Annotated in this window: 11 protein-coding genes and 1 tRNA gene; 4 read left to right on the top strand and 8 right to left on the bottom strand. The window is 64.2% G+C overall.

Annotated features, from left to right (window positions below):
- Positions 1–3: 3 nt before the first annotated feature.
- The 3 genes from BRSPCE3_RS07425 to rpoZ form a co-directional block, all read right to left on the bottom strand.
- Positions 4–765, bottom strand: a complete 762-nt coding sequence (locus tag BRSPCE3_RS07425; protein ID WP_244065161.1) for a pyridoxine 5'-phosphate synthase — start codon at positions 763–765, stop codon at positions 4–6.
- A gap of 75 nt (positions 766–840) precedes the next feature.
- Entirely contained in the window at positions 841–3,132 is a 2,292-nt protein-coding gene (locus BRSPCE3_RS07420) for a bifunctional (p)ppGpp synthetase/guanosine-3',5'-bis(diphosphate) 3'-pyrophosphohydrolase (RefSeq protein ID WP_244065160.1), read from the bottom strand.
- Positions 3,133–3,352: 220 nt separating this feature from the next.
- Entirely contained in the window at positions 3,353–3,745 is a 393-nt protein-coding gene (gene rpoZ, locus BRSPCE3_RS07415; protein ID WP_016844003.1) for a DNA-directed RNA polymerase subunit omega, read from the bottom strand.
- A gap of 360 nt (positions 3,746–4,105) precedes the next feature.
- On the opposite strand from rpoZ, the gene BRSPCE3_RS07410 reads away from it, so the two are divergent.
- Positions 4,106–4,747 (top strand): NYN domain-containing protein, encoded by a 642-nt coding sequence (locus BRSPCE3_RS07410; protein ID WP_050422617.1) that lies wholly within the window; start codon positions 4,106–4,108, stop codon positions 4,745–4,747.
- Positions 4,728–5,387, top strand: coding sequence for a uracil-DNA glycosylase (locus BRSPCE3_RS07405; RefSeq protein ID WP_244065159.1), 660 nt, complete (start codon positions 4,728–4,730; stop codon positions 5,385–5,387). The genes BRSPCE3_RS07410 and BRSPCE3_RS07405 overlap by 20 nt, the downstream gene beginning before the upstream one ends.
- 112 nt (positions 5,388–5,499) lie before the next feature.
- Here the strand turns inward: BRSPCE3_RS07405 and BRSPCE3_RS07400 are convergent, their stop codons facing one another.
- From BRSPCE3_RS07400 to dapA, 4 genes are all read right to left on the bottom strand, one after another.
- A complete protein-coding gene (locus BRSPCE3_RS07400) occupies positions 5,500–6,081 on the bottom strand; it encodes a peroxiredoxin (RefSeq protein WP_244065158.1) in 582 nt (193 codons plus the stop codon).
- Positions 6,082–6,121: 40 nt separating this feature from the next.
- On the bottom strand, positions 6,122–6,595 hold the full coding sequence (smpB, locus tag BRSPCE3_RS07395; protein WP_244065157.1) for an SsrA-binding protein SmpB: 474 nt from the start codon (positions 6,593–6,595) through the stop codon (positions 6,122–6,124).
- A gap of 1 nt (position 6,596) precedes the next feature.
- A complete protein-coding gene (gene mscL / locus BRSPCE3_RS07390; RefSeq protein ID WP_244065815.1) occupies positions 6,597–7,013 on the bottom strand; it encodes a large conductance mechanosensitive channel protein MscL in 417 nt (138 codons plus the stop codon).
- Positions 7,014–7,075: 62 nt separating this feature from the next.
- A complete protein-coding gene (gene dapA, locus BRSPCE3_RS07385) occupies positions 7,076–7,966 on the bottom strand; it encodes a 4-hydroxy-tetrahydrodipicolinate synthase (RefSeq protein WP_021078351.1) in 891 nt (296 codons plus the stop codon).
- Between the two features lie 331 nt (positions 7,967–8,297).
- Between dapA and BRSPCE3_RS07380 the strand changes: the two genes are divergently transcribed.
- Complete coding sequence (locus BRSPCE3_RS07380; RefSeq protein WP_375709890.1) at positions 8,298–10,757, top strand: transglycosylase SLT domain-containing protein; 2,460 nt, start codon at positions 8,298–8,300, stop codon at positions 10,755–10,757.
- A 216-nt stretch (positions 10,758–10,973) separates the two neighbouring features.
- Positions 10,974–11,066 (top strand) — tRNA-Ser (locus BRSPCE3_RS07375).
- Positions 11,067–11,156: 90 nt separating this feature from the next.
- Here the strand turns inward: BRSPCE3_RS07375 and BRSPCE3_RS07370 are convergent.
- Positions 11,157–12,290 (bottom strand): calcium-binding protein, encoded by a 1,134-nt coding sequence (locus BRSPCE3_RS07370; RefSeq protein WP_244065156.1) that lies wholly within the window; start codon positions 12,288–12,290, stop codon positions 11,157–11,159.
- Between the last annotated feature and the right edge of the window lie 247 nt (positions 12,291–12,537).

The following is a 12,537-nucleotide window of genomic DNA, read 5'->3' as shown; positions in this document are numbered from 1 at the left end:
ACCTCAGCCTTCCGCCTTGGCGCGGCCGCGGTCCATCGCCGCACGCATCTCGCGCACCGTCTCCGCGATGCCGACGAACAGCGCCTCGCCCATCATGAAATAGCCGATGTTCAGCTCGCGGATTTCGGGCAGCGCGGAGATCGTCTCCGCGGTCTCATAGTCGAGCCCGTGGCCGGCATGGACCTCGAGCCCGGCCGCCTGCGCGAGCCTTGCGCCGGCCACGATGCGCGTCCACTCGGCCTCGGCCTTGTCCGTGTGGCCGTCGACCACGGCGTCGCACCAGCCGCCGGTGTGGATCTCGATCACGGGCGCCTTCAGCTTCGCGGCCATCTCGATCTGTCTGGGATCGGCGGCGATGAACAGCGAGACCCGGATGCCGGCATCATTGAGCCGCGCGATGAACGGCGCCAGCGCATTGTGCTGACCGACCACATCGAGGCCGCCTTCGGTGGTGAGCTCCTGGCGCCGCTCCGGCACCAGGCAAACCGCGTGCGGCTTGGTGGCGAGCGATATCCGCAGCATGTCGTCGGTCGCTGCCATCTCGAAATTCAGCGGCTTGGAGATCTCGGCCTTCAGCCGCGCCATGTCCTCGTCGCGGATGTGACGGCGATCCTCGCGTAAATGCGCGGTGATGCCGTCGGCGCCCGCCGCGATCGCGGCAAGCGCCAGCCGCACCGGATCGGGTCGCGCCCCGCCCCGCGCATTGCGCAGGGTCGCGACGTGATCGACATTGATACCGAGACGGAGCGGAGGAGCCTTTGACATGTCTCTAACCTGCAAACCTAACCTGTCCTGCGCGAGCATAGCCGTCCGGAGAACGGCATCGCACGCGCGCCATCTTCAGCCGTTGACACGCTCGACCTTCGCGACCACGGCCTTGGCGCGCAACTGGGCGATGATAGCGAGCAGATGCTTGAGGTCATAGACCTCAAGATCGATGGTCAGCTCCGTGAAATCCGGTGACTGGCGCGACATGTGGATGTTGTCGATATTGCCGTCGTGCTCGGCGATCACGGTCGCGATCTGGGCGAGGCTGCCGGGCTCGTTGACATTGTGGACCAGGATGCGCGCCGGAAAGCGCTGCGGCATGGTCTCGTCGATGTCCCAGCGGACGTCGAGCCAGCGCTCCGGCTCCTCCTCGAAGTCCTTCAGCGCCGGCGACTGGATCGGATAGATCGTGATCCCCTCGCCCGGCGTGACGATGCCGACGATGCGGTCGCCCGGCACCGCGCCGCCGTTCGGCGCGAACTTCACCGGCAATTCGGAATTGATGCCGCGCACCGGGATCACCGAGGTAGCGCGCGCCGGATGCGGCGGGTTCTGCGTCTTCAGCTTGGCGGCGAGCCCCTTCTTGGCGCCGTAGCGCACCAGCCGCTCTTCCTTGTAGTCGGGATACATCGCACGCGCGACGTCGGAGGCCTTGATCTCGCCGCGTCCGACCGAGGCCATCACCTCCTCGATCGAGGTGCGCGCGAGCCGCGGCAATGCACCCTTCAGCTTGTCGTCGGCATATTCGATCTTGGCGCGGGCAAACAGGCGGTCGACGATGCGGCGGCCGAGCCCGGCGTACTGGTCGCGCACCGCATCGCGGGTGGCGCGGCGGATCGCGGCACGCGCCTTGCCGGTGCGGGCAAGCGCTTCCCAGGCCGACGGCGGCGCCGACTGCGCCTTCGAGGTCAAGACCTCGACCTCGTCGCCGTTCTGCAGCTCGGAGGACAGCGGCGCGAACTTGCCGTTGATCTTGCAGCCGACCGCGCTGTTGCCGACACCGGTGTGCACGGCATAGGCGAAATCGATCACGTTGGCATTGCGCGGCAGTGCGATCAGCTTGCCCTTCGGGGTGAAGCAGAACACCTGGTCGTGGAACAGCTCGAGCTTGGTGTGCTCGAGGAACTCTTCCGGATTGGAGCTCTCCGAGAGGATGCCGATGGTGTGGCGCAGCCAGGCGAAGGCGTTGGACTCGTGCTTCAACCGTTCGTGCGGCGAGCCCGCCCCCTCCTTGTAGAAGGCGTGCGCGGCGATACCGAACTCGGCGATCTGGTTCATCTCCTCGGTGCGGATCTGCAGCTCGACGCGCTGCTTGCCCGGGCCGATCACGGTGGTGTGGATCGACCGGTAGTCGTTCTGCTTCGGGGTCGAGATGTAGTCCTTGAAGCGGCCGGGCACCACCGGCCAGGTGGTGTGCACGATGCCGAGCGCGCGGTAGCAGGCGCCGACATCGTCGAGGATGACGCGGAAGCCGTAGATGTCCGACAGCTGCTCGAAGCCGACCGACTTGCGCTCCATCTTGGTCCAGATCGAAAACGGCTGCTTGCGGCGGCCGAACACCCGCGCGGTGATGCCGTTCTTCTGCAGGTTCTTGGAGAGCTGGGTCTCGATCTCGCCGATCAGATTGCGGTTGCGCTCGGCCAGTGAATCGAGCCGCTGCTGGACCACCGCGTAGGCCTCGGGATCGAGCACGAAGAACGACAAGTCCTCGAGCTCCTCGCGCATCTCCTGCATACCCATGCGGCCGGCCAGCGGCGCATAGATATCCAGCGTCTCATCGGCGATGCGGCGGCGCGAGGCCGGCGGCATGAACTCCATGGTCCGCATGTTGTGCAGGCGGTCGGCGAGCTTGATCAGCAGCACGCGGACGTCGTCGGCGATCGCAAGCAGCAGCTTGCGCAGATTCTCGGCCTGCTTGGCCTCGCGCGACACCAGCTCCAGCCGCTTCAGCTTGGTCAGGCCCTCGACCAGCGCGCCGATCTCGTGGCCGAACACATTGTCGATCTCGGCCCGCGTCGCCTCGGTGTCCTCGATCGTGTCGTGCAGCAGCGCGGCCACGATCGTGGCATCGTCGAGCTTGAGGTTGGTGAGGATCGCGGCGACCTCGAGCGGATGCGAGAAGTACGGATCGCCGGAGGCGCGGGTCTGGGTGCCGTGCGCCTTCATGGCGTAGACATAGGCGCGGTTGAGCAGGTCTTCGTTGGTATCGGGGTTATAGGAGCGGACGCGCTCGACGAGGTCATATTGTCGCATCATGCGCGTCCGCGGCTTGGCCGGCCTCTCCGCCGTGGACGACGCCGGCGCCACCGCGACCGTTTCGGTTGCAGCCTGCATCTGGATGGAACTGCGGCGTCGATACGCCATGAACTCGCTGCCTCTCGTGCGCGGGACCAGACCGTCCCACCTTCCTCAATCTAGTGCGCTTTCGAATGAAGCAGCACCCCGCGCAGGCCCTGGAACCATTCAATTTCCCGCGCCCGCATAGGACGCACCGTAACAGCGAAATTGTCAACAAAAGCAAAGGCCCGGAGCGATGTCCGGGCCTTCTTCAAATTCATTCCAAACCAACAGATGAACGACGAGCTTACTCGTCCTCCTCGGGCTGCTCCTCCGGGGGAGCCAGACCCTCGAGGCCCTTCAGCAGCTCTTCCTCGGTCATCCGCTCGACCGCGACCTCGGTGTCGTCGGCATCGACGCTGGCACCGGCGGAACCGATCAGCGGCACGGTGTCCGGCTCGGGCTCGTCGACCTCGACGAACTTCTGCAGGGAGTGCACGAGTTCCTCTTTCAGATCTTCCGGCGAGATCGTCGAATCGGCGATCTCCCGCAGCGAGACCACCGGATTCTTGTCGTTGTCGCGATCAACCGTGAGTTGCGAGCCCGACGAGATCATCCGGGCGCGGTGCGCGGCCAACAGGACGAGATCGAAGCGATTGTCGACCTTATCAATGCAATCTTCGACGGTGACGCGAGCCATCTCGAGGCGCTCCGTGGTAAAAGGGACCGAACATGTAGGTTATGAGGGTTAGTTATAGGGATGGCCCCGGTTTCGCAAGGTAAAATTTGTGATTTGCCTTCCGAACAGGCTCTGATAACCCCGTCTGCCGGGGCCAGAAGGGCCGGAGCGTCTGACGACATGGCTAGGTTGCTGTCCCAGACAAGTAAATCTCTTCATTGCAATGTCAAAGGTCTAGGCTTTTTGCCCTCGCCTCACCATAATTGCGGTGGTGACTGTGGTGGGGAAAGATTCACAGAACTTTAGGCAGCAACGCAGGAAATTGCGCGCGGTCGATCGCCGCTGCGCTAAGAACACTAACAACCACGCGAGAACACTTTGATGTCGTCACCTGTTTCCAACAAGATCGCGCTCTTCATCGACGGAGCCAATCTTTACGCAACCGCAAAGACGCTGGGCTTCGACATCGACTACAAGCGGCTCCTCAAGGAATTCCAGAGTCGCGGCACGCTGCTTCGCGCGTTCTACTACACGGCGATCATCGAGGATCAGGAGTACTCCTCGATCCGTCCGTTGATCGACTGGCTCGACTACAACGGCTACACCGTGGTCACCAAGGCGACCAAGGAATTCATCGACGCCAGCGGCCGCCGCAAGGTGAAGGGCAACATGGACATCGAGCTCGCGGTCGATGCCATGGAACTCGCCGAGCACATCGACCAGATGATCCTGTTCTCCGGCGACGGCGACTTCCGCTCGCTGGTCGAAGCCGTGCAGCGCCGCGGTGTTCGCGTCACCGTCATCTCCACGATCGCCAGCCAGCCGCCGATGATCGCCGACGAGCTGCGCCGGCAGGCCGACGTCTTCACCGACCTCGTCGAGCTGCAATCCAAGCTTGGCCGCGATCCGTCCGAGCGCCCGGCCCCGCGCGAACCCCGCGAACCTCGTCACCATTCCCCGCAATTCCTGCAGCGCGCGACCACCATGGCCCCACGGGGAGCCGATGACGATTTCGACGAGTAATCTCGTCGCTGCACCGACGCGTCCCGACAGCAACTGTCAGCTCTGTCCAAGGCTGGCCGATTTCCGCGCCGAAGCCCGCGCGCGCAACCCCGACTGGTTCAACTCGCCGGTGGAATCGTTCGGCGATCCGAATGCGCGATTGCTGATTGTTGGCCTCGCGCCGGGCATGCAGGGCGCCAACCGTACCGGCCGTCCCTTCACCGGCGATTACGCCGGTGACCTGCTCTACGCGACCTTGCTCGAATATGGTTTTGCCAGCGGCGTCTATCAGGCGCGGCCGGACGACGGCCTGAAGCTGGTCGACGCCCGGATCAGCAACGCGGTGCGCTGCGTGCCGCCGCAGAACAAGCCGCTGCCGGTCGAGATCAACACCTGCCGGCAATTCCTCCGCGCCACCATCGCCACGATGCCGAAGCTGCGCGCGATCGTGCTGCTCGGGCGAATCGCGCACGAATCGACCTTGAGGGCGCTCGATGTTCGGCTGGCAGCGGCGCCCTTTGTGCACGGCGCCGTGCATAGCGCAGGCAAGTTCAAGCTCTACGACAGCTACCATTGCTCGCGCTACAACACGAACACGGGTGTGTTGACGACCGACATGTTCCGCAAGGTGTTCGCGGCCGTGCGCAAGGATATCGGCTAGCGCCCGCTCCGTTCCGATCGAATCGGGGTTCAGGATTTTCGTTGATGCGTTTTGCGTCGTGCGAACCGGTATCCACTTTACGCAAACCGCTGTCCGCTTCGCGCGAAACGCTCTAGCCGTTCCGCGGATTGGCCTTCAGCCATTCCAGCACGTCGCCGGCGTTCCGGTCGGGTGGGAACACCGGATAGAACACGTGCGTGATGCGCGCGTCGTCGATCACGAGCGCGAGCCGCTTGATCAGGGTCAGGCCGGCCACCGACATCGTCGGCAACTTCAACGTGTGCGTCAGTTCCAGCGCTTCGTCGGACAGCACTGGGAACGGCAGATGCAGCCGCGCGGCCATCTCGGTCTGGTAGGCGTTGCTCTGCGTCGACAGCCCGAACACCTGGGTGGCCCCCGCCGCCTTGAGTTCGGCGAACAGGTCGCGGAACGCACAGGTCTGCGGCGTGCAGCCGCGGGCGCCCGGGATCATGTCCCAATCATCGACCAGCCCGATCTTGCCGGGCTCGCCGGTTCGCGGATAGGCGAACACCACGGTGCGGCCCTCGAGCGCCGACAACGTCACCGACGTGTCGTTGGTGGCCCGCAAGGTCACCGGCGGGATCGTCATGCCGGTGAGGTGCGCGGCGCCGCCATCGTCGGTGGGCGGGGGGATCTTGCTCCAGTCGACATCGGTCAGGCTGCTCTGGCTCATCGGCCGATCTCCATCCGCCGTCATCGCAAATGACGGCGCGCTATCCCCGCGCCCGCATCAGGCGGCCCTTCTCGCGGCTCCAGTCGCGCTTCTTCTCGGTCTCGCGCTTGTCGTGCAGCTTCTTGCCCTTGGCGACCGCGAGCAGCAGTTTGGCACGGCCGCGCTCGTTGAAGTACAGCTTCAGCGGAATGAGCGTCATGCCCTCGCGGTCGACGGCGCCCAGCAGCTTGTTGATCTGCTTGCGATGCAGCAGCAGCTTTCGCGGCCGCTTCGGCTCGTGGTTGAAGCGGTTGGCCTGCAGATATTCCGGGATATTGGCGTTGATCAGCCAGATCTCGCCGTCCTTGGAATCCGCATAGGATTCCGCGATCGTGCTCTTGCCGCTGCGGATTGATTTCACCTCGGTGCCGGTCAGCGAAATGCCGGCCTCGATGGTGTCCTCGATGGCGTAGTTGAAGCGGGCCTTTCGGTTTTCGGCGACAACCTTGATCGGACGTTCGTTCTTCTCGGCCACTTTAGCTCTTCTTGAGGAGGTCGCGGATTTCCGTCAGCAGCACGACCTCGTCGGACGGCTTCGGCGGCTCGGCGGGCTTGGCCTCGTCCTTGCGCTTGAACTGGTTCATGGCGCGAATGACCATGAACAACACGAAGGCGATGATCAGGAAGTTCAGCGTCAGCGTCAGGAAGTTGCCCCAGGCCAGCACTGCGCCCTGCTTCTTGGCGTCGGCGAGGTTGGTCGCCGTGACGGCCTTGGAAAGCCCGGTGAAATAGTTGGAGAAGTCGAGACCGCCCGTGATCGCGCCGATGATCGGCATGATGATGTCGCCGACCAGCGAAGTGACGATCGCCCCGAAGGCAGCGCCGATGATGACGCCGACGGCGAGGTCGACGACGTTGCCCTTCATGGCAAATTCGCGGAATTCCTTCAGCATCCCCATCCCCTTCTCTTCGACATTGCGCACGGCATTGTTCACGGTGGTACGGTCGTCTCGATTCAGTTGATCAGGCCGGCATGCACCATGGCGCTGCGGACGGCCTGGCGGGTCGACTCGGAAACCGGCACCATCGGCAAACGCAGCTTCTCGTCGAGCTTGCCGAGCAGCGACATCGCATACTTCACCGGCGCCGGATTGCTCTCGATGAACAGGTTGGTGTGCAGCGGCATCAGCTTGTCGTGGATCTTCAGCGCGGTGGTGACGTCGCCCTTCTGCCAGGCAGTCTGGAATTCCGAGCACAGCCGCGGCGCAACGTTGGAGGTCACCGAGATGCAGCCATGGCCGCCATGCGCCATGTAGCCGATGATGGTGGCGTCCTCGCCGGAGAGCTGGTTGAAGTCCTCGCCCATCGCGGCGCGCTGCTGCGAGACCCGCACCATGCTGGCAGTCGCGTCCTTGACGCCGGCGATGTTCTTCAGCTCGAACAGCCGTTTCATGGTGTCGACCGACATGTCGATCACCGAGCGCGGCGGGATGTTGTAGATGATGATCGGAATCCCGATCGCATCGTTGATGGCCTTGAAGTGCTGGTACATGCCTTCCTGGGTCGGCTTGTTGTAGTACGGCGTCACGACCAGCACGGCGTTGGCCCCGGCCTTCTCGGCGTGCTCGGCGAGCTCGATCGCCTCCTTGGTCGAATTCGAGCCGGCGCCGGCGATCACGGGCACCCGGCCCTTGGCCTCCTCGATGCACCACTCGACCACCCGCTTGTGCTCGTCATGGCTGAGCGTCGGGCTCTCGCCGGTGGTGCCGACCGGCACCAGGCCGTGCGTCCCTTCCGCGATCTGCCAGTTCACGAGGCCGCGGAACGCCGCCTCGTCCACCGAGCCGTTTTTGAAGGGCGTCACCAAGGCAGTGAATGATCCCCGGAATTTTGTCTTGGCTGCCATGGACTTCCTCCAAACGCTTCAGGCTAAAGACTAGGTCGACGGACCCTTGTTGTTGTCGTGCTTCACGTCCGTGCAACCGGCACCCGGTTGATGCGAAACGCCATGAAAGGCAATTCATATCGGGTCTGGCCGACAGGCGAAAGGGCCGTACCGTACCTATTCCCAACGGTAATCTGCGGCGCGCGAAACCGCGTCCAGCCGCGATTTTGCCGTGGTGCTGGCGCAAACAGCCGCACCGGCAGGCTTCTTAGTATTTTGTCTACGTTTTCAATCAAATAAGAACCCATGGCCCAAACGACCAGATGATTCGGGGCCGCAGAGGACTTCTGTGATCCGTTCCGTTCGCGCAGGCACATTGCGATCGACGGCGCTGGCGACGAGCCTGGCGCTGGTCGTCGGCCTTGCCGCCATCACATCAGATGCGCGGGCCGCCGAGGATGTTCCACCCGCCAAGCCGGCTACCCAGGACACGGCATCCAAGGGCGCCACCGCCAAGGGTACCGCGAAGTCGGCGGCTCCGAAGGCAGCGACCTCAACCGCAGCCAAGCCTGGCGGTACCAAGACCGACGCCGCGAAGCCCAACGCAGCGAAGACCGAAGCTCACAAGCCAGCCTCCTCCAAGCCAACCTCCGCGAAGTCCGGCGCCGTCAAGCCGGAGGGCGCCAAGGCTGCTGCCAAGACCGAGGCACACAAGGACGCGGCTTCGAAGGCCACCGCATCCAAGGGCACGGCGTCCAAGCCCGCCGCTCCGGCTGCAACAGTAAGTCTGCCGACCAAGCCGGCGCCGGTCCGCGCCGCCGCCCCCGCGCTGGTTCCGGCGACCCGCCAGCATGCCGCGCCGATCGCGCGCAAGCCGGTGCTGCCTGCGGCCGTGGCCGCGACATCGTCGACCTCGCAGTCCGACAAGGACGCACTCGCCAGCGTCGTCGAACTGCTGCGCAAGCGCAAATCGGCCGACGCCACCGAGGCCGAGGCCTCGATCTCGGATCCGGTGGCGCGCAAGCTTGCCGAATGGCTGATCCTGCGCAGCGAGGACAACGGCGCCTCGGTCGAGCGTTACCGCGCCTTCCTCGACGCCAATCCGAGCTGGCCCTCGCAGACCTTCCTGCGTCGTCGCATCGAGGCCTCGCTGTGGGACGATCGTCGCGACGACTCCGCGGTGTGGGCCTGGTTCCAGAATGAATCGCCGGTCTCGGCCAAGGGCCGGCTCGCGCTTGCCAAGGTGATGCTCGGACGCGGCGACCGCGGCAATGCCGAGCGCCTGGTGCGCGAAGCCTGGCGCAATGACGGGATGAGCGAGGACACCGAAACCACCGCGCTCGACATGTTCGGCTCGTTCCTGACCGCCGCCGACCACAAGGCGCGCATGGACACCATGCTCTACGGCACCGACAACGAGGCTGCCGGCATTCGCGAGGCCAAGCGGCTCGGCTCCGGCTATCTCGCGCTCGCCAAGGCGCGGATCGCGGCCAACCGCAAGGGCTCGAACCTGCGTGCGCTGCTCGAGGCGGTGCCGAGCGAACTCACCGGCGACACCGGTTATCTGTTCGCAAAAATCCAGCTGCTCCGCCGCGAGGAGAAATTCGCCGAAGCCGCCCGGCTGATGCTGAGCGCGCCGAAGGACGCCGCGCGCCTCTACAATGTCGACGAATGGTGGGTCGAGCGCCGCCTGCTGGCGCGCAAGATGATCGACACGGAAGAGTTTCGCACCGCCTATCTGATCGCGCGCGACGCCGCGCTGCCGGCCCGCGACATCTACAAGACCGAGCAGGAATTCACCTCGGGCTGGATCGCGCTGCGCTTTCTCAACGACCCCTCCCTCGCTGCCCAGCATTTCGCACGGATCGGCGTCGGCAGCGCCAACCCGACCGCGCTGGCGCGTGCCGGCTATTGGCAGGGCCGCGCTGCTGAGGCCGCCGGCCGCGGCCAGGAGGCGCGCGCCGCCTATGCACGCGCGGCCGAACAATCCACCAGCTATTACGGCCAGCTCGCGCGCGCCAAACTCGGCCTGCCGCAGATCGAGCTGAACAGCGCACCGCGCGGCCGCGGCGCCGACCGGCTCGAGATCGTACGCGCCGTCGCCCTGCTCTACGAGATCGACGCGCGCGAGCTTGCGATCCCGATCTTCGGCGACCTCGGCGACAATGGCGATCCGGAAGCGCTGGCCGGCCTCGGCGAGCTCACCGCGCGCCACGGCGATGCCCGCGGCATGCTGCTGATGGGCAAGGCCGCGCTCAACCGCGGACTGCCGTTCGATCACTACGCCTATCCGGTCAACGGGATTCCGTCGTTCCGCCAGGTCGGGCCGGAGGTCGAGCAGAGCGTGGTCTACGCGATTGCGCGCCAGGAAAGCGCGTTCAATCCGGCGGTGGTGTCGCCGGCCCAGGCCTACGGCCTGATGCAGGTGACGCCGGACGCCGGACGTTACGTCTGCAAGCGCGCCGGCATCGGCTTCGACCTCAACCGGATGAAGACCGACCCGGTCTACAACGCGATGCTCGGCGCGGCCGAGCTCGGCGGCCTGCTCGAGGACTATCGCGGCTCCTACATCCTGACCTTCGCCGCCTACAATGCCGGCCGCGGCAGCGTGAAGAAGTGGATCGAGCGCTACGGCGACCCGCGCGATCCGAAGGTCGATGCGGTCGACTGGGTCGAGCTGATTCCGTTCTCGGAGACGCGGAACTACGTGCAGCGGATCATGGAGAACCTGCAGGTCTACCGCGCCCGGTTCGGCGGCGGCACCAGATTGCAGATCGACGCCGACCTGCGCCGCGGCGCCAGCGTGGAATGACCGCCTCGGCCACGGCTGATTTCCTGCGCATTTTTCTAAGTTGTTTCAATGCCCTGCGCGAAATGTTGCGGCTTCGTTCTCGCGCGATCCATTCGCGCGCCGAGGGCGAGCCACTCCGATCGTCCTCATCACGATGAGGGCATCGCGAATAATCGAGCGGAAACATGCCCTTCCAAATTGACCGAGCCACCAAAATCGATACATAAGGCTCGCGCCGGAGAGGTGGCCGAGTGGCTGAAGGCAACGCTTTGCTAAAGCGTCATACGGTCTCAAGCTGTATCGAGGGTTCGAATCCCTCCCTCTCCGCCACTCCCATTGAAATCGCTACAGAATTACTCCGCCGGATCGGCGCGCACCTGCAAGGCGATGCGCGCTCGGCGCCGTAACGGACCGCAGCAGCTAAGACACAATGTTGAAATTGGAAGCGCTAACGGTGTTCGAGGTGGCGCCGTTCAGCCACACCGCCGTGTCGTTATCCACCTGAACAACAAAGTAAGCACCATTCTGATATGAGTGCGACAACACGTCCGCAAACGAACTGAAGCCTGTGCCGTTCAGCTGCACCGTATCGGTGGCAGCATTGAAATCCTGAATCACCTGGACGCTCGGCACATCGTTGGAGACGAAGGTGTTGTTGCCGCCGCCGCCGAAATAGTAATTCACGCCGGTGCCGCCATCGAAATAGTCGTTGCCTGTGCCGCCCAACAGCACATCGGTGCCGTCGCCGCCAAACATCACGTCGTTGCCGGCCCCGCCGTAGAGGTAGTCGTTACCTTCGTATCCGTAGGCAGTATCGTCGCCGGCATCGCCAATCAGCACGTCATTGGCGCTGGACCCAACGGCGACATCGTTGCCATCGCCGCCATAGGCCGTGCCGCCGCCGGACGGCATGTACAGGTAATCGTCGCCCCCGTTGCCTTCGAGCAGGTCGACACCTTGATCACCAATCAGGATGTCCGCGCCTTGGCCGCCGTAAATGCTGTCGTTGCCTTGTCCTCCGTAGGCCATCAGCCGATCGGTGACTGATCCGGAGCTATTGATGATGATGATGTCGTTTCCAACGCCGCCCTGGAGGACCGTCAGCGTGTTACCCAAGCCGATAGTGCCGCCATAGATCGTGTCGTCACCGGCGCCGCCGTCGATCGCAGACCCCTGTCCAGTAATGACGTCGTTACCGAGGCCACCGTAGGCGTTCCCCAGACGGAAAAACCCATCCCAGCCCGTGGTGATCGTATCGTTGCCTTCGCCGCCATAAAGGACACTGCCTTGGCCCTGGATGGAATCGTCCCCTCCGTCTCCTGACAGGGTCGAGTCGAATGCCGACAGAGTGTCATTGCCTTCGCCGCCATAGATCGTGGCTGAATCGTCGTGAGAGATGCTCGAGCTGAGACTGTCGTTGCCGTTGCCGCCATAGACGACACTACCGGTCATCGTCGCAACGAGGCTATCGTTGCCGTCCAGGCCGTAAAATACGTCCTCACCTGCGATTGCGGTGTGATCGTCGTCGCCCAGCGTTCCAACGTACGTCGTCATGAGCCCTCCGCGGTTGCGCGTCACAGACTATACCACGCTCGCAGACCACCAAAGGTAGACGATGGTGCGAGCGCGGCGACCCTGGCGTTGCCGGCGGATGGCAAGCCGGGAACCGGTATCTGTCCGGAACTCAGCTGACGGGCCAAAGCCCCTGTGCCCTGGCTTGATGCGGAGCTTATGGCCAGCCCGGGACGGTTGGCCTCACAGGACTTTATTTACCTTTTCGGCACCACAAATCGGACGAGAT

Origin of the sequence: Bradyrhizobium sp. Ce-3, from assembly GCF_022835695.1 — a bacterium.
Taxonomy (GTDB): Bacteria; Pseudomonadota; Alphaproteobacteria; order Rhizobiales; family Xanthobacteraceae; genus Bradyrhizobium.
The sequence above is the reverse complement of the archived record's forward strand: the minus strand, read 5'-3'. Positions and strand labels throughout refer to the sequence as shown.